Here is a 25,784-nt window from a genome sequence, read left to right on the forward strand (position 1 = left end):
TCGCCTATTTCTTAAGGAGATACGGATAGCTGTCGCGCACGGCCTTGATGGTCAGGCGGACGGCCTCGGGCAGACCGGTGTTGACGGCATCGACCGAGACGGTGCGAACCGTGCCGGCGATGCGAACCTTAAAGTGGTCCTCGTCCACGGCCAGGAAGCCCTCGTTCTCGGAGTTCTCCATGTCCTGATCGCTCCAGAACAGGGTGAGCTTGTCCTTGTAGGGACGACCCTCCTGGTAGGGGCAGAACACGGCGCAGTTGCCGCACTCGTTGCACATGCCGTCGACATGGACGACCTGATGCTTGGCCAGGCCCGGCACCTTAATTGCCACGTTGGCGCGGTTGGGGCACACGTCGCAGCAGACCTCGCACACCGAGCCGCAGCCCAGGCAGCGGGTCTTGGTGCAGTTGCGCTTGTCACGGCACAGCGACCCCTTGCGCTCGTAGCAGGTGTCCTCGCGGCCGGCCTGCTCGTTGCAGTCGACGTACTTGTTAAAGTCCACGCCGGCGATGGCACGGGCGACCTCGGCGGCGTCGGCGATAGCCTCGACCACGGTGGCCGGACCGCGACGGCAGTCACCGGCAGCCCAAACGCCCTCGACGCCGGTGGAGGTGGCGGCAAGGCGGCCGCGACGGTCGTGCTCGACGCCCGCGGCATCGTACAGGCTGGCATCGATGCCCTCGCCCACGGCGCAGATCACCGTGGTGGCGGAAAGCTCGACGGTCTCGCCCGTGGCGACGGGGCTGCGACGGCCGCTTGCATCCGGCTCGCCAAGCTCCATAACGTCGCAGGTCAGCACGGCGCCGTTAAGCGCCTTGGGGGCCAGCAGCTCGCAGAACTCAACACCGTCGGCAAGAGCAAGATCGAGCTCTTCCTCGTCAGCGGGCATCTGCTTCTTGGTGCGGCGATACACCAGGCGCACGTTCTTCACGCCGGCCAGGCGCTTGGCCACGCGAGCCGCGTCCATGGCGGTGTTGCCGGCGCCGATGACCACGACATCCTCGCCCAGCTCAAGTTTCTCGCCCTTCTTGGCGGCCTCGAGGAACTCCAGCACGTCGAGCTCGGCGCCCTCGCCCAGGCCCGCAGAGCCGGGCATCCAGGCACCGGTGGCCACGACCACGTCGGTAAAGCCCTGGGCCTTGAGCTCGTCGATGGATTCCACGCGGGCGTTGAGCTGCACCTTGGCACCAAAGGCCAGGCAGAGCTCGGCGTCGTGGGAGATATCGTCGCTGGCGATACGGAACTCGGGGATGACGTGACGGACCACGCCGCCGAGCGAATCGCGGGCCTCAAAGATGGTGACGGGCACGCCGGCACGTGTCAGGAAGAACGCCGTCGCCAGGCCGGCCGGGCCGCCGCCGATAACGGCAACGTTGCGCTCGCCGTCGTTGGCGATGGCCTGGGCGCGCAGCTTGGGCAGCACGGCGGCCATGGCCTCGCGGGCGGCCTTGAGCTTGCTGGCGCGAATCTGGGCGCCCTCGGGCTCGTAAAACGCACGCTCGCAGGCACGGCCGCAGGGATGCGGGCAGATGGTGCCGGTAATGAACGGCAGGGCGTTGCGCTCGATGATGATGTTGAGCGCGTCCTCGAAGCGACCTTCGTCAACAGCCGCCAGGTAGGCGGGAATATCCTGCTGGATGGGGCAGCTCGTACGGCACGGCGTGGTAAAGCAGTCGGAAAGCGGGCTCTTGCCGGCGACCTTGCGATCGGGCAGCGGGCGCAGCGGCTTCTTGTAGAGCGGGTTGGTGAGCGAGTCGGTCTGGATCGCGGTCACGGCCTCGAGCGAGACGCCCTCAAACGGCTTGCCGTCCAGGTCGGTAAACTCGCCGGCCATCTGGCTAAAGCGCTCGTAACCACCGGGCTTGAGCACGTCAGTCGCCAGGGTGACGGGCCAAATGCCGGCGTCATACAGGGCACGGATGTTGTAGACCGTGGCACCGCCGGAGTAGCTGATGCGCAGCTTGCCATCGAACTGCTCGGTAATGCGGCGGGCGGCCTCGATGGTCAGCGAGAACAGCGAACGGCCGGACATGTACATCTCGGTGGAAGGCAGCTCGTTCCTGGTCACGTCGACGGGAAACGTGTTGGTCAGCTTGACGCCGAACTCCAGACCGCGCTCGGCGCACAGGACAATCAGGCGCTCGAACATGGGCACGGCATCGGCCCACTGCAGATCCTCGCGGAAGTGCGTGTCATCAAAGACGATATAGTCAAAGCCCAGCTCGTTGAGGCGCTGACGTGCAAACTCATAGCCCAGCAGCGTGGGGTTGCACTTGATGTAGGTGTTGAGGCCCTTCTCGGTGATGAGGTAGGTCGCGATGCGCTCGATCTCCGCCGGCGGGCAGCCGTGCAGGGTAGACTCGGTGATGGAGTTGGAGACGCGCGCCGGGATGGACTCGACAAACGCAGCGTCGACATGCTCAAACTTGTCCAGGTTGGCAAGCGCCCAGGCACGGCACTCGTTCCAGACGTCGGAGCCGCTGGCATCCTTCATGCCCTCGATGTAGGCGTCGACCTTGGGGCTCTTAATGCCCTCCAGGTCATAGCCCACCGACATGTTGAAGACAAAGCCGTCCGGGCTGCCCAGACCGTACTCGCGAGCGATCAGGTGGCAGGCAAACCATGCCTTCACATACTCGGCAAAGGCCTGCGGAACCTCGAGCTCGGTCGACCATTCGCAGTTGTAGCACTCGTCCTGAGCCACGATGCAGGGCTTGTTGACGCACTTGGAGAGCTCCTCGCCGTCCATAACCTGGACGGTCTTGAGCTCAAAGAAGCGAGAACCGGCCACATAAGAGGCCACGATGTTCTGGGCCAGCTGCGTATTGGGACCGGCAGCCGGGCCAAACGGAGTCTCGATGCGCTCGTCAAAAATGGGAAGCGCACCCTCCTGGTTGGTCGTGACCATCTTACGCACGCCAAAGATGGCGTCCTGGGTCTTGTGCTCCTCGATGATCCAGTTCATCAGCTGCGAAAACGGGATCGGCCTCATGATGTCGCTCATAGTGAGCTCCTCTCTGTAACGCCCGGCGAGACCGCGCGGCGGGCGCAAATACGGTGTAGCGCTAGCACAGCGCCGGCGACCCCGCGGAGGCCGCCTATGCGCGCGTCGGATGCGGCGAAACATCCGACGCGCGCGAATCTACTTGTGAATTAGTAGGTTCGATCGTTGAGCGTGCTCCAGAGCTTCTTGGACTCGGCCATGGTCCACGCGTTGATCTTGTCCTCATCAATGCCAACGAACTCGCGATCCTTGTACAGGACGCGGCCGTTGATGATGGTGGTGCGGCAGTTTTTGCCCATCATGCCAAAGAGCATGTGGCCGTCGATATTCTCCTCGCTCAGCGGCGTAAAGGGCTTGTAGTCCATGACGATGACATCGGCGGCAGCGCCGGCCTCGAGCACACCGAGCTTGCGATCGAAGTACTTGCTCGCCATCTTGGCGTTGTTCTCGAACAGCATCGTCATGGCCTCGCACCAGCCCACGTTGGGCATGGCGGCGTTGTGGCGCTGAATGATCAGGAAGACCTTGAGGCTCTCGAGCATATCGTGGGTGTAGGCGTCGGTGCCCATGCACACGGGGATGCCGCGGCGGAAGAACTCGAGCACGGGGGCGCAGCCCACGGCGTTGCCCATATTGGATTCGGGATTGTTGACCAGCCAGGTACCGGACTCCTTGACGATATCCATCTCGGCAGGCGTCACGTGGATGCAGTGGCCGAGCATGGTGTCGGGACCCAGCAGATTGTGCTGCAGCAGGCGCTCGACGGGGCTGATGCCGCCGCGGTTGAGGCGGGAGTCCCACACATCGTTCATGCCCTCGCACACATGGATGTGGAAGCCGGTCAGGCCGTTGTTGGCCTCGGCCATCTTGTCCATGGTCTCGTCCGAAAGCGTGAAGGTGGCATGTCCGCCAAACATGGCGGCGATCATGTGGTTGTCGTTATCGCGACGCTCCTTGGCGGCCCACTGGGCAAACTCGGCGTTCTCGGCAATGGCCTGGTCGCATTTTTCCTGGCCGCGGCGATCGGAGACCTCGTAGCACAGGCACGAACGCATGCCCAGCTCCTGAGCTGCATCCTTAATGGTAAAGAGGCTACCCGGAATCTCGCAGAAGCTCGCATGGTGATCGAAAATCGTGGTGACGCCATCGCGGATAGAGTCCAAAATCGTGGCATAGGCGCTGGCCTTGGTGCCGTCGAGCGTCAGGTTGTCGTCGATCTTCCACCACTGCTGCTCAAGATTCTCCAGGAAGTTGGTGGGGTTGCAGCCCTTAATGGCAAGGCCGCGGGCCAGACCCGAGTAGATGTGGGTGTGGCAGTTAATGAGTCCGGGCATGATGAGGTTGCCCCGGGCGTCGACGTACTCGGCATCCGGGTACTTGACCTTGAGCTCGCACTCGGGGCCCACTTCGACGATCGTATCTCCGTCAATGGCGACTGCACCGTTGGGGATGAACGGGGCCTGAGCGTTGCGGGTAAAGACGGAACCGTTAGCGACCAGAAGCATGGATGCTCCCTTCGACATCAGAGGCGGGGTTTGACACCTCTGACATGGCGGAGTGCGAAGCGCCGGCCTACACCGGAAACGGGCCCTCTCCCGTCAACGCTTCACCAAAGGGACAAACCCTTTGAAGTGCGGCTTGGCGCCGCATGACGTCGGCGGACGAGGCGATGCGTCCGCCGACGAATAGCACCGAATTGGCTACTTCTTGCTCTCGGGCAAGACCAGATCCACGGCAGCGTCCTTGGCAGCATCGATGTGCTGAGCCACGACCGGCGCCTGCGGAAGGATCAGGTTAAGGACAATGGCCATGATGGCGGTGGGGGTTACGGCATTGGAGCCGATGACGGTGGACACCCAGGTGGGCATACCCTCGCCGGCAAGGCAGCCGCTGGCCATCCAGATACCCAGGCCAAAGACGACGGAGGTACCGACGATGGTGGTAGTGCGCTGCGTGAGGCCCTCGCGGGTGAACATGCGCACGCCGTTCATGGTGATGGTGCCAAAGACGCCGACGGTCGCGCCGCCGATGACGGGCTGCGGGATAGCGGAAAGGACGGCAGAGAGCTGCGGGAACAGGCCGGCGATGGCAAAGACGGCCGCGATGATCACAAAGACCCACTTGTTGACGACCTTGTTGGAGCAGATGATGCCCACGTTCTGGCCAAGGGCGCTGGTGGGAAGACCGCCCAGCAGGCCGCCGACCATAGAGGTGAGGCCCTGGGACACGATAGCGCCGGAGAGCTCGCGCTCGGTGGGCATACGGTCGATGGAGCCCAGGCAGGCGGCGGAGACGTCACCGATAACCTGGATGGCAACCATGGGGAACACGACGGCGAGGGTAATGCAGACCTCGGGATCAAACTCGAGCGCGTAGGGCATGAGCTTGGGAAGGGCGAAGACCTGAGCGGTGGCGACGCTGGAGAAGTCGATCATGCCAAAGGGGATCGAAACGATCATGCCAACGATCATGCCAAAGAACACGGACCCCAGCTTGAGCGTGCCCTTGCCAAAGTTGGCGAGCGCAAAGACCACGGCGAAGGTGATAAGAGCGACGCACCAGGCCTGCGGAGTGCCCCACAGCGGCATACCCATGCCACCGGCCATATACTTGACGGCCGTGGGATAGAGAGAGACGCCAATGGAGAAGATGACCGTACCGGTCACGACGGGCGGGAACAGCCACTTAATCTTGCTGTAAGCCAGACCAAAGAGGACCGCGACGGCGCCGCCGACAATCTCGCCGCCCAGCAGCGCACCAAAGCTAAAGCCCGAGGCACCCATGGCCTGCAGGGCCGGCAGGAACGCGAACGAAACGCCCATGACGATGGGCAGACCGCCGCCGATGCGACGGAAGGGAGCGAAGGCCTGAAGGGCTGTATCGATCGCCGAAAGAATGAGCGCGACCTGGATGATGTCGGTACTCTGCTGGCTATTAAAGCCATAGACGCCGGCCATGATGACAGCCGGGGTGATGATACCGGCAAACGAAGCCAGTACGTGCTGAAGGGCACACGGGATCATTTCTTTAACGGGAGGCATGCCTTCACGAGTGAACAGGGCTTCAGTGCCGTTCTTAACCGTCTCCTGGGTCATTTGACCACCAATCCTCGAAATAGTTGTTTTCGCATCTAACGCTCTATTGTGACGCAGTGCGGGGTTGAGGTTGTGCCTTCGTTGCATATCGTATTAAAGATGATTCTCATTCTCAATAATAATTTTTTGTTATCAGACTATTCTTCAGCTGAGATAATGCATTTCCGCAGGTCAGGAAAGTGTCTGGTCAAAATAACATCTAACTTTTCTTTTGGTCAACCGTTTACCGCCAAATTCCTACCGTTCGTCTGTATTACGCAATGTACCTGCGGATATACGAGATGAAGAGTAGCGTGTTACCATGAGAAAAAATTGTTATGAACCTTCCGATTTCACCCAAAGGAGTTGCCCGTGAACGAGACCGTACGCCGCTTTTTGCCGATGGTCGATTTCCTGGAGCAGATACTCGGTAAGAACAGCGAAATCGTGCTGCACGATTTCTCGGATCCCGACCACGCCATCGTCGATATTCGCAACGGCATCGTGAGCGGCCGTAAGATCGGCGGTCCCGCCACCGATCTGGCGCTCAAGATCATGCACGACCCCAAGTATCGCGACCTGCCGTTTATTACGGGCTACGAGGGGCGCGGTGCCGGCGGCAAGACGTTGGAGTCCGCGACGTTCTTTATCCGCGAGGATGACGAGATCGTCGGTATGCTCTGCGTCAACACCGACCTCTCGACCGTACGCTCCATCAACGCCATGGCGCAGCAGCTCATGGCGTGCTTCGACGCAGCGCCGACGCGCACGGAGCCCGCCCCTATCGAGGTCGAAAGCCTTTCGGAGTCCACCCAGGAGCTCATCGACCGCAGCATTGCCGAGTTGCTGAGCGCGCGCGGGCTGGATGTAGCGTCGCTTGGTCAGAACGACCGCGTGGACGTCATTCGCCACCTCAACGGCAACGGGGTGTTCATGCTCAAGGGCGCCGTGGCCTGCGCTGCCACCGCGTTGGGCATCTCGGAGCCCAGCGTGTACCGCTACCTGCAAAAAGTCCGCAAGGAGGGCTAAACGTGATCCCTTGGGGACGAAGGGAAACGGATCATTTTTGTCGCATCGCTTGACAAAAGACCCTGCAGCTCGCGCTGCAGGGTCTTTTTGCATGTCATGTTTAGTTGTGGCCAACGCCTTAGAGAGCGGCGACGACCTCGATCTCGACCAGACCGCCAGCCGGAAGAGCGGCAACCTGGAAAGCGCTGCGCGCGGGGAACGGGGCCTCGAACTTGGAGGCGTAGATCTCGTTCACGGCGGCAAAGTCGGCGATGTCGGCCAGGTAGACCGTGGTCTTGACGACATCGGCAAACGTGGCGCCGGCAGCGGTCAGCAGAGCCTCGACGTTGGCGAGGGACTGCTTGGCCTGGGCCTCGACACCCTCGGGCAGCTTGCCGGTCGCGGGATCGATGCCCAGCTGGCCGGACAGGAACACCATGTTGCCAGTCTGGATACCGGGGGAATACGGGCCGATGGCTGCGGGTGCGTTATCGGAAGACACGACGGTCTTGCTCATGTTTTTCTCCTTACAAGTAAAAGGGAACGGGAGCGCGGCGTTCACACCGGGAGGCACAGTTCGGTCTGAACACCGCGCTTGATTGGGATAGTACTCAAGGTTTCCGCGCGATGCAAGATTATTATCACGCTGCGAGAATATTTTATCGCCCAACGGTTTCCCCGGACCGCTGAACGGTTCTCATGTGGAGCAACCAGTCCAAGCTGCTGAAGACTTTATCCCGCTTAGAGCACGGGCATCGCCTGCCGCGACGGCACCACTATACTTTTGAGTATCTGAGCATTTTGAAAGGCAGGATATGACCGCAACCGCCAGTCGAACCACCAACCGCAGACCCGAGCTTTTGGCGCCCGCCGGAGGGCCCGAGCCCTTTGCTGCCGCACTCGCCGCCGGGGCAGACGCCATCTACTGCGGCATGGGCAGCTTCAACGCACGCCGCAAGGCCACCAACTTTACCGACGAGGCCTTTGAGCAGGCCTGCCGCGCCGCGCATCTAGCCGGCTCGCGCGTCTACGTCACGGTCAACATCGTCATCAAGCAGTCCGAGATGAGCGATGCGCTGCAGCTCATCCATCGCTGCTCCACGCTGGGCGCCGACGCCTTCATCATCCAGGACTGGGGCCTGTTCTTTGAGGTCAAGCGCACCATGCCCGGCATCGAGACGCATATCTCGACCCAGGCGAACATCCACGACGACCGCGGAACCCTTTGGTGCCGCGAGCAGGGCGCCGACCGCGTGACCCTCTCGCGCGAGCTTTCCATCGACGAGATTGCCGCCATTCACGATGCCGCGCCCGATGTGGACCTTGAGGTCTTTAGCCATGGCGCCATCTGCTTTTGCTACTCTGGCCTGTGTCTGCTTTCGAGCTTTGCCATGGCGGGCCGCTCGGCCAACCGCGGCATGTGCGCTCAACCCTGTCGCCTGCCTTACGAGCTGATCGACGAGAACGGCCGCTCGCTCTCCCCTGCCGGTCGCGAGCGCGCGCTGTGCCCGCGCGACACCAACACTTCGCAGCTTGTTCGCCGTCTGTATGACGCCGGCGCCGCATCGCTCAAGCTCGAGGGCCGCATGAAGGCTCCCGATTACGTGTATTCCATCGTCGACGTGTATCGTCATCAGATTGACGATATGCTGGCCGATGTTTCGACCTCTAAGGACGAGGAAGCCGCCCGTCAGCGCCAGCTCAAGCGCTGCTTTAACCGCGACTTTACGCACGCCTATCAGGACGGCACCTCGGGCGACGAGATGATGAGCTATGAGCGTTCCAACAACCGCGGACAGATCGTGGGCACGGTGCTGGGCAGCCGCCCGGCCAACCGCGATGTGCGCGGCCTCAAGCCCGACGACCGCCGTCGCCGCGCCGCCATCGCCCGCATTGAGCTGTTTGAGCCCGTGGGCAAGGGCGACCTGCTGGAGCTTCGCCACGATAACGAGTTTGACCAGTTCCTGACCACCATTGCCGCCGATGATGCCGCTGCCGGCGATGTTATCGAGTGTCGCGTGCCCCGTAGCATGCCCGAGGGCTGCCGCGTCCGCGTGATTCGCAGCCAGCGTGCCATCGACGCCGCCGGCGCCGCGCTCAAGCGCGATGTGCTGCGCCGCCGCGCTGTTGATGTGTCCGTCGTGGCGCGCCTGGGCAAGCCGTTTACTGTCACACTCACCTGCTGTGACGACCCCGCGCTCACCGCCACCGCCACGGGCTTCACCGTCGAGGCCGCCAAGACCCGTGCGGTCGAGGCGTCCGATCTGGTTGAGCACGTCGGGCGCATGGGCTCCTCTCCCTTTGAGGCCGCGAGCTTTGAGGTGGCGCTCGATGAGGGCTGCGGCATGGGCTTTTCCGCCGTGCACAAGGTGCGCGCCGCCGCTTGTAAGGCGCTGGAAGAGGCCATTCTGGCACCGTATGAGGAGCGCGCCCGCACGCTCGAGCTACCGGCGACTGTCACCAATGATTCCCGCCCCGCGCCCGAGCACTACCGCGATGAGCCGCAGATCTGCGCTACCGTCACCTCGCTCGAGGCCGCCGAGGCCGCTCGCGCGGAGGGTGCAACGCGCATCTACATGACCACCGACGCGCTCGATGCGGCCAAGCTCTCCCCCGCCGATACGTTTGAGCAGGGCATCGTACCCGTGCTCGATGAGGTCTGCCGCGCCGTTGACCACGTCCGCGTTGACCCATGGGTTGTTGCTGGCGCCACGGTCGCTATTGGCAACATCTCTGAGCTTGCCCTGGCCGCCCAGGTTGGCGCCACGGCCGAGATTCGCTCTTGCCTGCCGGTGCACAACACGCCCTGCATGGAGGCACTCGCCGAACGCGGAGCCGGCGCGTTTTGGCTCTCGCCCGAGATCACGCTCGACGAGATTGTCTCGCTCGGCGCCGCCGCGCCCGCGGCTCTGGGCATCACCGTCTTTGGCCGCCCGCGCGTCATGACAAGCGAGCATTGCATTCTGCAGGTTGCCAACGGCTGCATCCACGATTGCGCCAACTGCCGCCTGCGTGCCCGCAAGCTCTCGCTCAAGAATATCGACGGAAAGGTCATGCCGGTGCGTACCGACATCCACGGCCGCTCACGCTTGTACGACGCCTACCCCATCGACCTCACGCCGCAAGTTCCGCAGCTGCTCGATGCCGACGTGCGCCGTCTTATGGTCGACGGAACCTTGCTCGAGGCCGATGAGATTGGCCGTGCCGTCGCTCGCGTCCGTCGCGCTGTCGAGGCGGCTCAAGCCGGCCGCAAGCCGGCCGCCCGCCTGCGCGGCGCCACCTCGGGCTGCATGTTTGTGGGAATTAGCTAACCGAAAGGCTTACACGTGAACGAAGAACCTCAAGTCCTCTACTGCGACGCCTGGCTCATGGCCATCGACAAGCCCGCCGGCATGATCGTCCACGGTGACGGCACCGGCGAGCGCACACTTACCGACTACGCCAGCGACCTGCTGCTGGCGATGGGCGACGGCTTTGCCGCGACCGACATGCAGCCGCTCAATCGCCTGGACCGTGACACCACCGGCGTGGTGCTGTTCTCACTCGACAAGCAGACGCAGCCCGCCTTTGACCAGATGATCATCGACCACGCGTTCGAAAAGCACTACCTGGCGCTCGCCGAGGGCAAGATCGACTGGAACGAAAAGCTCATCGACAAGCCCATCGCCCGCGACCGTCACGACAGCCGAAAGATGCGCGTCGGCGCCAGCGGCAAGCCGTCTCAAACGCGCGTGAAGGTGCTCAAGCGTCTTAAGAGCCGCCGCGGCCTGCCCACGCGCTCGTATATCGATGTCGAGCTGCTCACCGGCCGCAAACACCAGATTCGCGTGCACCTGGCGAGCGAGCGCCATCCCCTGGTGGGCGACGACCTGTACGGGACGCCGCGTCCTTGTGGCCTCATGCTCCACGCCCACAGCGTGTCCTTTACGCATCCCGTAACCGGCGAGCACATCCACATCGAAGCCCCCTGCCCCTGGGAGCCCTAAAACCTGCCAAAAAGGGACAGGTTTATTTTGGCAGGTTTTATCTGGACAAACGTCAAAACCACCACAAAGGTTCCTGCCCCTTCGCGGTGGTTTTGGCCTTAGCCCGTCCCTTGCTGTTAGACCGTGATGACGTTGTCCATTGCCCGGTACTTGGCAGGGACATCGCCTGCGGTAATAATCGTTGCGTCACGGAAGTCCGCGAACTTGACGGGCGCCACCATGCCAAATTTACTGGCGTCCGAGATTACGAAGCGCTTGGCCGTATGGCGCATCGAGATACGCTTTACTTGCGCCTCCTCGATATCGGGCGCCGTGAAGCCCTGCTCGGCGGCAATGCCGTTAGAGCCCCAAAAGCCACAGTTGAAGTTGTAGCGGTCTAAGGTTGCCAAGGCATCGGGGCCAACGAGCGCCTCGGTCTCGGGTTTGAGCTCGCCACCCAGCACCACGGTACGCATGCCGCGCAAAGCAAGGCGTTGAGCATGGAGCACGGAATCGGTCACATAGGTGACATCTTCAAGGTGTGGAAGATGCTCGATGAGCCTGAGCGTCGTCGAACCCGAGTCGATGTATACAAAGCTCTCGGGCTCCACAAGCGCCGCCGCACGGGCGCAGATACGCTCCTTGTCGTCGTTATGGAGGTCGCTGCGCTCATTAAGCGTTAGGTCGCGCGTCACGTGCGCGCGCTCCAGACTTGTCGCGCCTCCGTGCACCTTGGCGATACGGTGTGCTCGGTCGAGCGTCTGCAGGTCGCGCCGAATGGTAGACGCCGTCACGCCCAGGGCTTCGGCAAGCTCCGGCACGGTAACCGAGCCGGTCTGCTGAACCATCGACACGATCGCGTTGAGCCTATCTTCCGCTAGCATCGCTTACTCCTCCTCGGGGTACACGACTCCCCAGTCGGCGCGTAGCTTGGTCATCAGCTCCATAACATCAGAAGCATAGCCCAGAAGCTCACGCTTAGAGTCGTCGCCGGCAACGGCCTTCTCAAGATCGGCCATCTCATAGCAAAGGGCGTAAGCCTCGGTGCCGGCGTGGACCTCCTCGCGGTGGCCGTCCGCAGTCCACACGATAGTCGCGTGATCGGCGCGCGGATACTCGTTGACCTCGATATAGCACTTATCGAAGCTAATAATCGAGCGCTTGGGTTGCTTGGAGTGGAGCGTGAGGCTCACAACACCCAGCTGCTGCTCGGCATTACGGCAGACGATGCCGCCCGCAACGTCAACACCGGTCTCACAGGTGTTGCCCAACGAAACGACCTCAATGGGCTGGCTTGCCATAAAGAGACGCATGACGGACAGGGCATACACGCCAATGTCGAGCATGGCACCGCCAGCAAGGTTGCGGTTGTAGAAGCGATTGGTCAGATCGCCGTACTCCTTGTAGCTACCAAAGTTGAGCTGGGCGAGGTTCATGCGACCAAACTCGCCGGCATCCATGCGACGGCGCAGCTCTTGATACAAGGGCATATGAAGCACCGTGGTGGCGTCCATGAGGACGACGTTGTGCTCGTCGGCGATGGCACGCGCCTCGTCGAGCTCAGCGGAATTGAGGGTAATGGCTTTCTCGCAGAGCACGTGCTTGCCGGCGGCCAGCGCGTCACGCAGATAGGTGATATGCGTGTTGTGCGGCGTGGTGATATAGACGGCGTCGATGCCCGGATCGGCGTAGAGGTCCTCAACCGATTCATAGACCTTCTCGATGCCATACTGCTCAGCAAAAGCCTGAGCCTTGGACAGCGTACGGTTGGCGACGCCCGCAAGCTTGCGGCCGGTAAGAGCGAGAGACTGGGCCATCTGGTTGGCGATAACGCCGCACCCGATCACAGCCCAACGAAGCTCGGGAGCCGTAAAGATATCATCGGGGAATGGCTTGTCCTGGACCGAAGCGAACGCTGCTTTTGCGGCTGCCGCGGAGTCGAGTGGAGCCTGCTTGGAATCTACCATATGTGCCTCCTGTGTCATAGAACGTCTTGCATTTCGGATAGCTCTATATTCGCACAAACACGCGCGTCTGTGCGTGTTTGTACGTATCTCACCGCTAAACGGTCATTTTTGTCCCGTAAACGGCGCATCTATACGCATATTCACGCAATCCCACGCACGCAAATACGCACAAATGCGAACCGGTCATTGCTCAGAGACAGGGGCTTATGCTTAGAACTCAAAAGACAGGATGATCCGCTTCGCCTCGTCGCTCATGGCGCGCTGCAGCTCTAAGGACCGTCCCAAACTGCCGACAGAAAAGGAACGTTCCAAACTGCAGACAGAAAAAGAACGTCCCCAGGCGCCGGCATTTCAAGAGCACTCATTTAAGTCTGTCCCCAATGAGTGGGAGTAATCAGAGACCCTTTGCGAGGGAGGCCGGACGTGGCCTTCCTCGTTTTTATTCATGGACTTTAGTCCGTGCCGCGCGGCACGCGCGGCATAGAAAGCCACCCGCTCAGCGGGTGGAGGCCAATTTCCGCTACGCGACAAAAACCTTCCCCCTAGCATGAGGATTGTTCAGGTCATCATACTAGGGGGAAGGTGATTGCTGTGGCCCAGAAAGCCAACAGCCTCGCGCACACGAAATGGCTGTGCAAGCACCGCATCGCACCGAGGTCAAGCTCATCGCCGCCATCGTCGAGAAGCACCCCAAGGTGCGCTTTGCCGCGAGCCGCACCTCGGCCCACGCCGACCTCTACGACCGTATGGAGCAGGCCCTGTGCGAGCGCGTGGCCAACGCGGTGGAGGTCGTCCGCTCCGACATCAGCCCCGCGCTTCTTGTCCACACCGGTCCAAACCTCGTGGGTGTGGCGGTCCAGGGACTCTAGCGGAGGCGGGGCGTCCTGCCCAAAAACAAATGCAAAAGACGAGCACTTCTTGCCGCTCAATTGGCAAGAAGCGCTCGTCTTTTCTTAACGCGTTGTATGGCGGAGAGAGCGCAAGTTACGCGAGCGCCCTTCTTGCCAGCTCGGCCGCGCCGAGGATTCCTTGGTCGCCGCCGCAGCCCGGGGCGCAGATGTAGCTCTCCATGTCCTTAAGCTCGGCGGTCTGGATGTAGCCACCCAGATATTCGAGGGTCTTCTTGCGGACGATGCCGTAGAGCTGCTCCTGGTGCATCACGCCGCCGCCGAGGACGATGCGGCGAGGCGAGTACATGAGCACGAGGTTCGCGCACATCTGCCCCAGATAATCCCCCTCGAGCGCCCACACCTCATCGTTGTCCGCGAGCTCGGCCGCGGGCTTTCCCCAGCGCGCGGCGATGGCGGGGCCGGAGGCGAGCCCCTCGAGACAGCTCGCGTGGCTCGGGCAGACGCAGCGTCCCTCCTCGGTGGGACGGGTCCTTACCAGCATGTGACCGGCCTCGGGGTGCAGCATACCGTGAAGGAGTCTGCCCGCGCACATGACGCCCGCGCCCACGCCGGTGCCGATGGTCACGTAGACGGCGTCCTCGAGCCCCTTGCAGCAGCCGAAGACCACTTCGCCGAGGCAGGCAACGTTCACGTCCGTGTCGTAGGCCACCGGAATCCCGAGGGCGTCGGCGAACGCGGCGCGAAGACCATGGCCTCGCCACGCGAGCTTGGGCGTCTGGAGGATGGAGCCGTAGCGCTCGTCGTTGGGGTCGACGCAGGTCGGGCCGAAGGCGCCGATGCCCAACGCGTCCACATCGCGGGCGGTGAACCACTCGATCATCTGCGGGACGGTCTTGGCGGGCGTAAGCGTCGGGGTCTCCATACGGTCGAGGACCTCGCCGTCGCCGGACACCACGGCACAGACCATCTTGGTCCCGCCGGCTTCGAGGGCGCCGAGCCTCATTTGCTTTTCGCTCATGTGATCCTCCTTACAAAGGGACGCCCGCAGTCATGGTCAACCGCGGGCGCCCATAACGTTGGCTTGTTTCGAGGCGACCCTACCTGGGCACGCGGTCCTGCCTTGCGGCAAACGGGGCGAGCACGGCGTGCGGCTCGCTTTGGTACCAGTAGGCGACGGTGGAGATGTCGTCCTCGCGCTCGTAGAGCTTGATGTCGTCGTTGCCGAGGTCCTGGAACGTCACGCGCAGGTCCTCCTTGAACGAGATCGGGTCGGGAAGGTGCCACCTGTAGAGGCCGTGCCTGGGCAGCGCGTCGTCGTTAGTCGCGAGCATCGGATTCGGGTTCGGCTTGCCCGCGCTGAAGCGGTCGCGCGTGGCGTCGCGCGTCGAGCGGTACGGGTAGCCGGCGAACAGCGTGTTGAAGCACTGCGCCTCGGGCAGCGCGTGGGGCGGCCTGTCGAGGAAGGCCCAGGCACCGCCGAAGTAGTCCTCGGCTCCCGTCGAGGTGACCGTGGGGAACTCCTCGTCGCCGTCGAGGAAGAACTTCATCTCGCCCTCGCCCCACCAATAGCGCTCCAGGGCGCACAGGGCCATGTAGGTGCCGACGTAGTAGCCCTTGCCGCGCACGCCGTCGAGCACGGTGTAGTCGACGCCCCTGCGGGTGCTGCGCTCGCGGTTAAAGCGGGCGTGGAAGTACATGGCGTCGTCCGGCACGTCGGTGAGCGCGTAGTTGAACGTGTAGAAGATGTACTTAATGAACCCGGGGTGCTCGCTCGTAAGCGTGACCTTGGCGTGCTTCCTGAAGGGCATCTCGAAGTAGCAGTTCATGCCGCCCGTCGGGTTCACGCAGATGGGCATCGAGTTGACGATGGCGCGCTCACCGAAGCCGTTGCAGAAGAAGTCGCCGACAGGGCACTCGACCGAGGGGGTCTCCTCGTCGTCCCAGTAGAAGCGCAGCACGAGGTCACGCATGACGAAGCTGCCGGCGGCGGTCTTGTCGGGGACGGTCATCCAGATGTGGCGGATGATGCCGGGGCCCTCGATGTCCGCGAGCGTGATGGTCTCGCCGGACTCAAGGGGCACGCAGCACGAGCCCTTGCGGCCGACGCCGAGGTGGCTGGCCGACATGGCGGCGCGGCCCTTCTCGCCCGTGATGTTCTCGGGGGTGATGGCGCGGCTTTCCTCACCGCCGTGCATCCACACGTCCTTAAGGAACTCTCTCATCGTCGACCTCCTCTATTCGTCGTCGTCGCACTCGGCGGAACTGGCACCGTTCACGTAGATGATCTGCTGGCGCGCCTCGTTGACGAGGGCGTCGAAGTCGAGTTTCTCGTCGGGGCGCGCGAGCGCGACCGTCATGGCGAGCGGGAGGTTGACACCCGCGATCACGTGGATCCGGTCGGAGGCGAAGCGGGAAAAGCGCTGGTTCACGCTGCCGCCGTACGCGTCGGTGAGGACGACGACCTCGTCAGTGCCCGAAAGAGCCGCCTCGACCGCCGCGTCGAGCCCCTCGCCGTTGTCGTTCACGTAGGCGCACACGGCGTTGACGGCGTCGCCCTTACCCGTAAGGAACTCGAGGGTGTCCTTGAAGCCCTGGGCGAGAAGGGAATGGCTCGCCACAACTATCTTTCTCATTGATTCACCAATCTCTTGGGTCGAAGCTAGGCGAGGATGCCGGCGGCGGAGGCGACCATCGCGAGGACGATCACCACGAGGATGAGGGCCGTCATGCTCGCGTTCTTCTTGGTAAGAAGGTAATACGCGCTTCCCGTGATGGCGGCGGGGATCATGGCAGGCAGGATCTTGTCGAGCAGCGGCTGAATCTCCATCGCGACGTCGCCGAAGCTGAAGCTAATCGGGCAGGTGACGCCGATGACCGAGGCGATGAGGCAGCCGACCACGGTGAGGCCGAGCACGGAGGCGGCGGCAGTGAGGTTGGGAAGCTTCTCGCTGAAGTCGGTGACGAGCTTCACGCCCTGCTTGTAGCCGAACTCGAGGGCGTGCATGCGGACCCAGAAGATGGCCAGGATGAGCGCGAACCAGATGCCGGCTCCCACGGGGTTGCCCTCGATGGCCATGTAAGCGGCGATGGAGCCCATGATGGTCGGGATCATGGTCATGAGCAGGGAGTCGCCGACGCCGGCGAGCGGTCCCATGGTGCCGATCTTCAGGTCTTGGACGGCGTCCGCCGCCGCTAGGCCGTCGCGCTCCTCCATGGCCACGCAGGCGCCAAGGATGATGGCGGCGAGCCAAGGCTGGGTGTTGTAGTAGCGGAAGTGGTTGTTGAGCGCTTGCTTATAGTCCTCGTCGTTCGTGTAGATCTTCCTCAGGACCGGCGAGAGGGCGTAGGCGACTGAGGCGCCCTGCTGGGTCTGGTAGTTGAAGGTGCACACGCTCATGAGCCAGCGCCAGTTCGCGTTGCGCAGGTCCTTCTTGGTGACCTTGTAGCCGGAGGGCTTGCCCTCGGCGACGGCGGTGATGTTCTCGTTTTCCATGGTTACTCATCCTCTCCGATGAAGGCGTCTGCGGAAGCGTGGGCGGCGAGCCCGGTGTCCCTCTCGGCACGCTGGTAGAACGCAATCGCGAGGGCAACGCCGACGATGGCGGCGCCGATGATGGGCACGTTCAGGAAGGCCGAGAGGAAGAAGCCGGCGAGCAGGTACTGGAAGTACTTGGCGGTTGGCATGTAGCGGAGCAGCATGGCGATACCGACGGCCGGGAGCATCTTGCCGGCGAGGGTGAGGCCGGAGAGGAACCACTGGGGCATGACCTCGAGGAGCCAGTTGACGGCGGGCTGGCCGAGCGTCACGGAGACAAAGACGGGCAGGGCGGCGCACAGGCCGAAGAGCGCGGGGCAGACCCACAGGATGGCGTTCATCTGATTGAACTTACCCTCGTTGCAGAACTTCTGGGACTTCTCGACGACAAAGCCGTTGAGGATCTTGGCGACGACGTCGAGCTGGATGCCGAGCATGCCGACCGGCAGGCCGATGGCGAGGCCCGTGTCGGAGCCCAGGGTCACGCCGTAGGCGGTGGCGATGATGGCCATCGTGCCGTAGTCGGGAATGGAGGAGCCGCCGAAGCCCGCGACGCCGAGCTGCATGAGCTGAATGGTGCCGCCGATGACAAGGCCGGTCTTCCAGTCGCCCATGACGACTCCGGTGATGAGGCCCCAGAAAACGGCGTAATTGACGAAGATCATCGGGATGCCGTAGTAGTCCACGTGCTTGATGAAGGCCAGCAGGGTCAAAAGGACGACCTGCAGGATAGTGAAGTTGACCATATTTCCCCCTTAGATGAGGTCTGCGACGGAGACGGGCTTGTCGGCGGGCACGAACTGGGCCGTCACCTTGACGCCACGGGCGATGAGCGCCTTGTAGCTCTGGACGTTCTCGGCGGAGGCGTAGGCGCGCTGGGTGAGCTGGATGCCGTCCTCCTTGACGAGCGAGCCGCCGACGACCAGCGACGGGAGCTCGACGCCCGACTCGACCAGGCGAAGCATCGTCTCGGGCTCCTTGGCGATGACGAAGACCTTCTCGCGGTCGTACTTGCCCGCGGCGAAGTTCTTGAGCGCGGTCTGCTCGGAGATGATCGAAACGGCCATGCCCGCGGGGCGCGCCATCCTCATGGTGGACTTCAGGACCTCGTCGCCGGCGACCTTGTCGTCGATGACCATGACTCGGGTCGCGCCCGACACCGGGGCCCACTGCGTCACGATGATGCCGTGAAGCAGGCGATTGTCGATTCGTGCCATAACAACACTCATGTTTGCTCCTATCAAATGAAGTTTTACGTTCGGTACTGCCTCGGCGCTATCCGGATTCGCGCCGGGCAAGGGGTTATCGGATTATTGAGGACGCGCGGTCAGCTTGCGGCGGCGCGGGGAAGGTCACTCGTCGAGCAGGAGGTCCGAGGAGCCGAGGCGCTCTTCTCGCGCCGGGGCGGCGCTCACGCTTATGTAGTCGAAGACATATGCGATCTCGCTTACGGGAACCTCTACGCGATAGCGCGTCGAGATGCTCGAGAAGCTCTGCCTGAAGGACTCGATGAAATCGGCGCGTTCCTCCTCGAAGCGGTCCTGGCCAACGTAGGTCTCAATGGGGTTTCTGGTAACAAGGCGCTCGACGAGACAGCAGAGGTGAACGTAGAGCCCAATGATGGCGTTGCTGCCGATCTTCTCGCCTGTCCTGCGCTGAAGCTCGTGCACGGCGCTCTCGATCTCATGGAATAGCCGCTCCGGGTCGAGGATGGTGATGGAGCGGATGACGTTCTGCAGCGTCATGTTCGAGAGCAGCTTCTCGTGGAAAGAAGAGAGCTCGGAAGCGTCAAGCCACCTGCCGAACACGACATCAACCTTAGAGGCGGACGCCGTCGACATGATGTCCTCGAGGGCGACGAAGGGGACGGAGGCGACCCCGGGGTCTCCCGTGCCGATGACGGCGCAGACGCGGTGCTCGGAGAAAACGGCGTCGTTCGACCCGTTCGCGACGAGCTGCTTGAAGGGCCTCGTGAGCAGGCGCGCGCCTATGGTGCGCGGGAGGCTCTGCGAGACGAGCTGGCGTATCCTCTCCGCGGCGTCGACCCCGGACTCGGAGCAGAAGACGATGGCGTCCTCACGGTTGACGCGCTCGATCACCTTGCAGTGCGTCACGCACGCGGCGGTCGCATCGCCAAGAACCTCGGCGATGGACTTGCCGCCGAGCAGCCCGACCCCGATCTCGAGCGCAAGACCGGTAGAGACGTTGTTCACCACGCCGATAGTGGAGTCGGTAACGTTCTCGAGGGCCTTATAGGCCTCCTCCAAGGAGCCCATGTCGACGAGGAACACGACCCCGGTGCAGTAGGAATGGCGGTCGACGAGGCGCTGGAGCGGACCGACGATGTCCTTCAGCTGCTGGTCGTAGGGCATGTCGACAGCCTCGTACACATGCATGCCGAGCATACGGTTCGCCGCGTCGGCGATGCTCGTCGCCGTTGAGTAGCCGTGGGACAAGATGACGCAGAGCGTCCGAAGGGCCTTCGTATCGCGAGACTCCGATGCGACGCACAGCGTCAGAAGCGTCTTCGTGAAGTGATCGAGCGAGATTCCCAGCGCCCCTTCCACGTCTGCGGCGACCTGATCGGAGACACTCGAGGCAAACGGCAATTCGGAGGTCACGGCACCGAGGAGATGGGAGATTTGCTCCGCACAGGCAGACTTTCGCTTAGCCAGGCCGATACCCGGCCACAACTGCAGGCAAATCTCCTGGGCCAGTAGAAAAGCGACCTTCCTCGAAAGCTCGATGCCATAAGAAGAGCCTGCGTCGGCAAGGACCGCGCCCACGACGCGCTCGAAGGCGCGCGACCTCGAGGAGGCGACGCCGTGGTCGAAGATCAAGTGATCCTCAACGCCGCGCACAGCGGAGACAGCTTGCGAGACAAGCTCGGAGACAGAGAGCTCCCCGGCGCAGAATCGCTCATCGAGGGAGCACAGGGCATCGAGCGCCTGCTCGACCGGCCCTGTGCTCTCGGCGGCATCCAGAGACGCGTCGATCAGAACGCCATCGTCGGGCTGTTGATCGATCTGCGCGGAGGAGAGGAGCCCGCTGGGAAGAAGATACGGGCGAACGACGACGTAGTCGCCCTCGCGATTGAGGAACGCTTTGGCGCAGCAGTTCGTCACGCAGGCGCGCAAGCCGGCGATGTTATCGGAAAAGTCCGCGTTCACGAGGCAACGGTATGCGCCGCGGCTGATCTTCACATCAGAACCGATTCGGCACCCCTCGCTGCGCAGGAAGCTCAAGATGAGATCCTCGCGCTCCTCGGGGGTCCGCTCCTTGAGTGAGGGGACGCGGGCACAGATGGGCATTTTGCTGTAGGCCGAGGAAACCTTCAGGTCATCGGCGGATAGCGTCGTCGAAAGAACGAGGCGAGCGCGCGGCGCATCCTGGGAGGCATCGAGCCCGAGGGCCGTCGCAAGGCAGTGCTCCATCGCAGAGGGAGAGAGTGCCTCGATGCCGTTGACAAAGACCACACCCCCGCGCGCATTCGCGATCGACTCGTCAAGAAGCCCGTTGAACGAGGCGGCGTCCGGGACCCCGGCGCAGTCGATGCGCACATAGGAGGAGTCGCGGGACAGCAAGCCCTGGTTCTTGCCGTACTCGTACACAAGGCGAGAAAGGAAAGACTTACCGACACCCACGCCGCCGCTCAAGAGGATGGGCAGGCCAAACGGAGGGTACTGAACCGCAGCCTTGCACTGCTCGACAACGGAGCTGAGGCTCATGTCGAAGCCCACGGCACGCGCGAAGTCGCGGTGATCGGCGATTCCCGTCGCCTGGATGAGGTCGGCGAGCGAGGCGTACTCGCTTGCAGAGAGCTTTACCTGAAAACGCTTCTGGAACGCGCGGCGATGAAAATAACGGACAGGCCTGCCCGCCACCTTAACCACAAGACCGGCGCGAACAAGGTCGTTGAGGTACTGGCTCGCCAGGCTCCTGGAGATGATGAGTGTCTCGGCGATGTCGGAGGTGGACAGACGGGCAAGGTCGTCGAGCGAGACGGCAGAGGTGAGGGCCTCGAGATGCTCGAGAATCCTGTCCCTCATGTCGACGGGTTTCTTTGCCAAGCTGTCCTGTGTGGTCTTGTCCATGACTTCTTACCTCCTCGTACAAGGAGTATAAGGGGAGAACAGAGAACGGAAGGGGGCGCGTGGGGGAATCAACAGCTCCGAGGAAAAGTCCACCACTTGAGGGGCAGAAAACAACGGCCATTGAACATTCAGGGCCGACGCTCAACACTTCGGCTCGACACTTCGCTTTGGAAAGGGCCCCGGCGCGCCGGGGTCCCAACATAAAGAAGGGCCCCGGCGCGCAGGGCCTAAAGCTTAACCATGCGCGCGGCGATGCGGGCGCAGTCGCAGGCGGCCTTCTTCTCGAAGGTGTTGTAGTCGACGACCCGGCCCTCGGCGCAGGGCTTGTCGCTGATGGCGCGCACGACGACGAGGGGCACGCCGTTGAGATAGGCGGCCTGCGCGATGGTGCAGCCCTCCATCTCGCAGCACAGGTCGCCGAAGATCGCGAGGATTCGCTCCTTCTGTTCCGCGGGCGAGACAAACTGGTCGCCGGAGACGACGCGGCCCTTGAGGACCTTAATGTCGGGGGCGACGGCGGCCGCGGCGGCGCACGCCGCCAGCAAGGGCCGGAGCGGATCGCGCAAGATCAAGGCGTCGCCCGGGAGGTCGGGCGTTACCGTCAGCCGGCGCCGCGTCTGCCGCATCATGAGGGAGAACGGCCTGGCCGGCGCATACGGCAGGAAAAGGTTCAAGGTGCACCCCGGGGCGATCAACGAGGCCGACGTGTCGAACGTCGTCGCGCGCGGCTTCGGCGGCAGGGCGCCGTACACCCATATATGCAGCGACTTGGCCTGCGTGCGCGTCGGGGCGTCGTGGAACTACGTCTGCCTGCTCGTCGACCTCTGCAACGGGGAAATCGTCGGCCACTCCGAAGGATCGAGGAGGGACGCGCGAGCTCCGAGCCAAGCTCTTGGATTACGTGCACTGGTACAACAACTTCAGGATCCACTCGACGCTGGGCTACATGTCGCCGGTCGAGTTCAGGGAGGCGGGGCCGTCCCTCCCGGAATCGTCCAAATAAGTGTTGCCAATCCATAGCCAATCCAGCCATCATCTTCGCGAAGGCGGACGTCAGGAAAAGCTCGGCTTGAGCTCGGTCGGACGCGGTCTGTGGGGCATCATTCAGGCTCAGGGGGTCTCCTTGTCTTCTTCGGTCGCAACCTGAATGATAGGGACGGCCCCTTCTCTCTTTCCCCTTCGTTTTCGACGCGTCACCCTCTCGGCGGGCTTAAGGCCCGCGCTCGCGGGTGCAGGGGCTACGCCCAAACCCCAAAAACGTAACGCCGTGCTCGAAGCGTTTCCGGACGTCAGCGTAATCTCAAATCCCGTTCGTCAACTCATGGGCAAGCCACCTGAGACTACTCATTTCTCCTACTGGCAATGAAGACCTGCGACCTGCAGTTTTGCAAACTGCTTGAAAGCCACCTGCGTTGATTCACTTCCTATTGCAGCTGGCGGCTTGCACGCGAAAAGGCATTTAAGTTTCAAAACGGGCGTTTTCGGCGCTATCGAGCCTCCAAAGGCATCCCGTCGCGCCCTTTGGGACAAAAACAAAAACTCAAAGCCCTGAGTTCGAAAATAGTTTTTGGAGTTGTCCCGACTTTTGTCCCCGAAGCCGACGAAACGCGACAGGGTGTCACCTGGCGGCACTCGATTCGAGACGGCACCGAAAACTGGATGCAACCGGAATGACAGGACGGCAGAACCGAAGCCATCGAGTGGGGATAGAAAAAGGCCCGGGTGCCGTGGCATCCGGGCCTTTGCTAGCAACTTGATGTTGCGGGCAGCTTAGAACTTGTGGCCGCACTTCTTGCAGACGCGCAGCTTGTTCTTGCCGTCCTTCTCGTGACCGACGCGGGTAACCTTACCGCACTCGGGGCAGACGAGATTGACGTTGGAGGCGTCGATGGGAGCCTCCTGCGAAACGATGCCGCCCTGCTGGTTGGCAGCGTTGGGCTTGACGGCCTTCTTGACGACCGAAACGCCCTCGACAACGACCTTGTTCTCGGCGGGGAGAGCACGCAGGACAACGCCCTGCTTGCCGCGATCCTTACCAGAGAGAACCTGGACCTTATCGCCCTTCTTGATATACATATATCTCCCCTAACTACAGGGTCTCGGGAGCGAGCGAGACGATCTTCATGTACTTCTTGTCACGAAGCTCGCGAGCGACGGGCCCGAAGATACGGGTGCCGACGGGCGAACCATCGTTGTTGATGACAACGCAGGCGTTCTCATCAAAGCGAATGTAGGAGCCATCCTTGCGGCGGATCTCCTTAACGGTGCGAACGACGACGCAACGGACAACGTCCTTCTTCTTGACGTTGGCGCCAGGGGTAGCCTCCTGGACAGCACCGATGAACACATCGCCGATGCCTGCATAACGACGCTTGGAACCGCCAAGCACCTTGATGCAGCGAATCTTGCGAGCGCCGGAGTTGTCGGCGACGTTCAGCATGGTTTGCATCTGAATCATGGTAGATGTTCCTCCGAACTAAGAACCGAAGAGAGGTGCGCAGCCTTTATACGGCCCGTGGTATGCAAGCCAGGCATACGCACATCTTCGGAAACGTACAAGTCGTAAGAGCGACTGCTTATTTAGCGCGCTCGACGACCTCGATGAGGCGCCAACGCTTCATCTTGGACATAGGACGGGTCTCCATAACGCGGACGGTGTCGCCCACGCCAGCCGTGCACTCCTCGTCGTGAGCGTGCAGCTTCTTGGAGCTGGTCATCATCTTGCCGTACTTGGGGTGACGCTTGCGCTCGGTGATGGTGACAACAATGGTCTTGGCACCGGAGACGGAGGTAACGACACCCGTACGGACCTTACGCGAGTTACGCGAATCAGTCATGTTCTCTCCTTAGGTCCTACTCGGCGACAGCGGACTTCTCCGCTGCGATCTCGCGGGCGCGCTGCTCCGTGAGGACGCGAGCGATGTCCTTCTTCACGGTGTTGACGCGAGCGGTGTTGTCCAGCTGGCTGGTGGCCATCTGGAAACGAAGGTTAAAGAGCTCGGCGCGCATTTCCTTCAGCTTCTCAACGAGCTGAGCGTCCGAGAGCTCACGAATCTCTGCGGGCTTCATTAGTTCTCCTCCTTGGCGGCGGCGGCGTCCTCAGCAGCCCACTTGGCCTCGAGAGCGGCCTCCTCAGCCATCTCCTTCTCGATGCGCTGCTCAGCGTTCTTGGCAGCAACAATCTTGGTCTTGATGGGAAGCTTGTGCTGTGCAAGACGCAGAGCCTCGCGAGCGACCTCCTCGGGCACGCCCTTGACCTCGAACATGATGCGGCCGGGCTTGACGACGGCCACCCACTCCTCGGGGTTACCCTTACCAGAACCCATGCGAGTCTCGGCAGGCTTCTTGGTGATGGGCTTATCGGGGAAGATCGTGATGTAGACACGACCGCCACGCTTCATGTAGCGGGTCATGGCAATACGAGCGGCCTCGATCTGACGGTTGGTGATCCAATGGGCCTCGAGAGCCTGGATACCAAACTCGCCGAAATGCAGCTCGGTATTACCCTTGGCCTGGCCCTTCATGGAGCCACGCTGCACCTTGCGGTGAAGAATACGCTTAGGGGCAAGCACTACTGACCCCTCCTCTCGGAGTTACGACGACGAGGACGGGAAGAGCCCTCGAGTGCAGGGTTGGGAACAGGCTGGCCCGGGAGCTTCTCGCCCAGGTAGATCCAGACCTTCACGCCGCAAGCGCCCATGGTGGTGCTGGCGACAGCCGTGCCGTAGTCGATCTTGGCACGGAGGGTGTGCAGAGGCACGCGACCCTCGCGGTACCACTCACGACGGCCCATCTCGGCACCGCCGAGACGACCGGAGCACTGGATACGGATGCCCTTAGCGCCGGCCTTGCGGGCAGACTGGACAGCCTTGCGCATAGCGCGACGGAAGGCAACGCGGCCCTCGAGCTGCTCGGCGATAGACTGAGCAACGAGGTTGGCGTCGAGCTCGGGGCGCTTGATCTCGACAACGTCGACGGAGAGCTGGCCCTTGGAGACGCCAGCGACCTTCTCGAGCTCGATGCGGAGGGTATCGATCTCGGCACCCTTCTTACCGATGACAACGCCGGGGCGAGCGGTGAGGATGATGACCTTCACCTTGTCGCCAGCGCGCTCGATCTCGACGCGGGAGACAGCTGCGCGGGAAAGACGCTTCTCGAGGTACTTGCGGATCTCGAGATCGTTACCGAGGGTCTTAGCGTAATCCTTCTCTGCGAACCAGCGGGAGCGCCAGTTCTCGGTGATGCCAAGACGGAAGCCGGTGGGGTAGACTTTCTGACCCATACAG

General features: G+C 62.3%; 24 protein-coding genes and 2 pseudogenes. 6 read left to right on the top strand and 20 right to left on the bottom strand.

Features of this window, described 5'->3' with window-relative positions:
* Positions 1 to 4: 4 nt before the first annotated feature.
* The 3 genes from ygfK to DWW12_RS00490 all read right to left on the bottom strand — a co-directional run bounded on the left by ygfK (position 5) and on the right by DWW12_RS00490 (position 6,099).
* Positions 5 to 3,004 (bottom strand): putative selenate reductase subunit YgfK, encoded by a 3,000-nt coding sequence (ygfK, locus tag DWW12_RS00480; protein ID WP_117854484.1) that lies wholly within the window; start codon positions 3,002 to 3,004, stop codon positions 5 to 7.
* Between the two features lie 149 nt (positions 3,005 to 3,153).
* Positions 3,154 to 4,509, bottom strand: coding sequence for a putative aminohydrolase SsnA (gene ssnA, locus DWW12_RS00485; protein ID WP_117854486.1), 1,356 nt, complete (start codon positions 4,507 to 4,509; stop codon positions 3,154 to 3,156).
* A gap of 195 nt (positions 4,510 to 4,704) precedes the next feature.
* Entirely contained in the window at positions 4,705 to 6,099 is a 1,395-nt protein-coding gene (locus tag DWW12_RS00490) for a uracil-xanthine permease family protein (RefSeq protein ID WP_117854487.1), read from the bottom strand.
* A gap of 351 nt (positions 6,100 to 6,450) precedes the next feature.
* On the opposite strand from DWW12_RS00490, the gene DWW12_RS00495 reads away from it, so the two are divergent.
* Positions 6,451 to 7,107, top strand: a complete 657-nt coding sequence (locus DWW12_RS00495; protein ID WP_233505654.1) for a transcriptional regulator — start codon at positions 6,451 to 6,453, stop codon at positions 7,105 to 7,107.
* Between the two features lie 118 nt (positions 7,108 to 7,225).
* Here DWW12_RS00495 and DWW12_RS00500 read toward each other — a convergent pair whose 3' ends face one another.
* Complete coding sequence (locus DWW12_RS00500) at positions 7,226 to 7,603, bottom strand: RidA family protein (RefSeq protein ID WP_089572469.1); 378 nt, start codon at positions 7,601 to 7,603, stop codon at positions 7,226 to 7,228.
* A gap of 298 nt (positions 7,604 to 7,901) precedes the next feature.
* Between DWW12_RS00500 and DWW12_RS00505 the strand changes: the two genes are divergently transcribed.
* Together DWW12_RS00505 and DWW12_RS00510 are read left to right on the top strand one after the other, a co-directional pair.
* Complete coding sequence (locus DWW12_RS00505) at positions 7,902 to 10,397, top strand: U32 family peptidase (protein ID WP_117854489.1); 2,496 nt, start codon at positions 7,902 to 7,904, stop codon at positions 10,395 to 10,397.
* A 15-nt stretch (positions 10,398 to 10,412) separates the two neighbouring features.
* A complete protein-coding gene (locus DWW12_RS00510; protein WP_231501551.1) occupies positions 10,413 to 11,072 on the top strand; it encodes an RluA family pseudouridine synthase in 660 nt (219 codons plus the stop codon).
* A 116-nt stretch (positions 11,073 to 11,188) separates the two neighbouring features.
* Here DWW12_RS00510 and DWW12_RS00515 read toward each other — a convergent pair whose 3' ends face one another.
* Positions 11,189 to 11,935, bottom strand: coding sequence for a DeoR/GlpR family DNA-binding transcription regulator (locus DWW12_RS00515; protein WP_117854490.1), 747 nt, complete (start codon positions 11,933 to 11,935; stop codon positions 11,189 to 11,191).
* A gap of 3 nt (positions 11,936 to 11,938) precedes the next feature.
* Positions 11,939 to 13,018, bottom strand: coding sequence for a Gfo/Idh/MocA family protein (locus DWW12_RS00520; RefSeq protein ID WP_117854492.1), 1,080 nt, complete (start codon positions 13,016 to 13,018; stop codon positions 11,939 to 11,941).
* A gap of 626 nt (positions 13,019 to 13,644) precedes the next feature.
* Between DWW12_RS00520 and DWW12_RS00525 the strand changes: the two genes are divergently transcribed.
* Entirely contained in the window at positions 13,645 to 13,887 is a 243-nt protein-coding gene (locus DWW12_RS00525) for a hypothetical protein (RefSeq protein WP_117639601.1), read from the top strand.
* A 115-nt stretch (positions 13,888 to 14,002) separates the two neighbouring features.
* Here DWW12_RS00525 and DWW12_RS00530 read toward each other — a convergent pair whose 3' ends face one another.
* From DWW12_RS00530 to DWW12_RS00565, 8 genes are all read right to left on the bottom strand, one after another.
* Positions 14,003 to 14,887 (bottom strand): ROK family protein, encoded by an 885-nt coding sequence (locus DWW12_RS00530; protein WP_197032763.1) that lies wholly within the window; start codon positions 14,885 to 14,887, stop codon positions 14,003 to 14,005.
* A 79-nt stretch (positions 14,888 to 14,966) separates the two neighbouring features.
* Entirely contained in the window at positions 14,967 to 16,091 is a 1,125-nt protein-coding gene (locus DWW12_RS00535; RefSeq protein WP_172676343.1) for a glycoside hydrolase family 172 protein, read from the bottom strand.
* A gap of 12 nt (positions 16,092 to 16,103) precedes the next feature.
* A complete protein-coding gene (locus DWW12_RS00540; protein WP_089572475.1) occupies positions 16,104 to 16,502 on the bottom strand; it encodes a PTS sugar transporter subunit IIA in 399 nt (132 codons plus the stop codon).
* 26 nt (positions 16,503 to 16,528) lie between these two features.
* Complete coding sequence (locus DWW12_RS00545; RefSeq protein WP_089572476.1) at positions 16,529 to 17,362, bottom strand: PTS system mannose/fructose/sorbose family transporter subunit IID; 834 nt, start codon at positions 17,360 to 17,362, stop codon at positions 16,529 to 16,531.
* Between the two features lie 2 nt (positions 17,363 to 17,364).
* Positions 17,365 to 18,150, bottom strand: a complete 786-nt coding sequence (locus tag DWW12_RS00550; protein WP_117854493.1) for a PTS sugar transporter subunit IIC — start codon at positions 18,148 to 18,150, stop codon at positions 17,365 to 17,367.
* Between the two features lie 9 nt (positions 18,151 to 18,159).
* Positions 18,160 to 18,633, bottom strand: coding sequence for a PTS sugar transporter subunit IIB (locus tag DWW12_RS00555; RefSeq protein WP_089572478.1), 474 nt, complete (start codon positions 18,631 to 18,633; stop codon positions 18,160 to 18,162).
* Between the two features lie 123 nt (positions 18,634 to 18,756).
* The gene (locus tag DWW12_RS00560; RefSeq protein ID WP_117854495.1) at positions 18,757 to 21,498 is read right to left on the bottom strand and encodes a PRD domain-containing protein; all 2,742 of its coding nucleotides are present in this window, start codon (positions 21,496 to 21,498) and stop codon (positions 18,757 to 18,759) included.
* 227 nt (positions 21,499 to 21,725) lie between these two features.
* A complete protein-coding gene (locus DWW12_RS00565) occupies positions 21,726 to 22,043 on the bottom strand; it encodes a hypothetical protein (protein ID WP_197032764.1) in 318 nt (105 codons plus the stop codon).
* On the opposite strand from DWW12_RS00565, the pseudogene DWW12_RS09980 reads away from it, so the two are divergent.
* Both DWW12_RS09980 and DWW12_RS09985 read left to right on the top strand, forming a co-directional pair.
* Positions 22,000 to 22,107 (top strand): annotated as a pseudogene (locus tag DWW12_RS09980) (hypothetical protein); the annotation flags it as partial. The gene DWW12_RS00565 and the pseudogene DWW12_RS09980 sit on opposite strands and share 44 nt — an antisense overlap.
* Positions 22,108 to 22,399: 292 nt before the next feature.
* Entirely contained in the window at positions 22,400 to 22,501 is a 102-nt protein-coding gene (locus tag DWW12_RS09985) for an IS3 family transposase (RefSeq protein ID WP_231501554.1), read from the top strand.
* 767 nt (positions 22,502 to 23,268) lie between these two features.
* On the opposite strand, the gene rplX is transcribed toward DWW12_RS09985, so the two are convergent.
* The 6 genes and pseudogenes from rplX to rpsC form a co-directional block, all read right to left on the bottom strand.
* A complete protein-coding gene (rplX, locus tag DWW12_RS00575) occupies positions 23,269 to 23,574 on the bottom strand; it encodes a 50S ribosomal protein L24 (protein ID WP_006235043.1) in 306 nt (101 codons plus the stop codon).
* A gap of 13 nt (positions 23,575 to 23,587) precedes the next feature.
* A complete protein-coding gene (gene rplN, locus DWW12_RS00580) occupies positions 23,588 to 23,956 on the bottom strand; it encodes a 50S ribosomal protein L14 (protein WP_006235041.1) in 369 nt (122 codons plus the stop codon).
* A 118-nt stretch (positions 23,957 to 24,074) separates the two neighbouring features.
* On the bottom strand, positions 24,075 to 24,335 hold the full coding sequence (rpsQ, locus tag DWW12_RS00585) for a 30S ribosomal protein S17 (protein WP_006235040.1): 261 nt from the start codon (positions 24,333 to 24,335) through the stop codon (positions 24,075 to 24,077).
* A 16-nt stretch (positions 24,336 to 24,351) separates the two neighbouring features.
* Positions 24,352 to 24,567: a 50S ribosomal protein L29 gene (gene rpmC / locus DWW12_RS00590; RefSeq protein WP_006235039.1), complete on the bottom strand. Its 216-nt coding sequence runs from the start codon at positions 24,565 to 24,567 to the stop codon at positions 24,352 to 24,354.
* 107 nt (positions 24,568 to 24,674) lie between these two features.
* Positions 24,675 to 25,070: pseudogene (gene rplP / locus DWW12_RS00595) on the bottom strand (50S ribosomal protein L16); the annotation flags it as partial.
* Positions 25,070 to 25,780 (bottom strand): 30S ribosomal protein S3, encoded by a 711-nt coding sequence (gene rpsC / locus DWW12_RS00600; RefSeq protein WP_117638027.1) that lies wholly within the window; start codon positions 25,778 to 25,780, stop codon positions 25,070 to 25,072. The gene rpsC and the pseudogene rplP, both read right to left, overlap by 1 nt.
* Positions 25,781 to 25,784: the final 4 nt, after the last annotated feature.

The sequence above is a fragment of the Collinsella sp. AF14-35 genome (genome assembly GCF_003464565.1).
GTDB lineage: Bacteria > Actinomycetota > Coriobacteriia > Coriobacteriales > Coriobacteriaceae > Collinsella.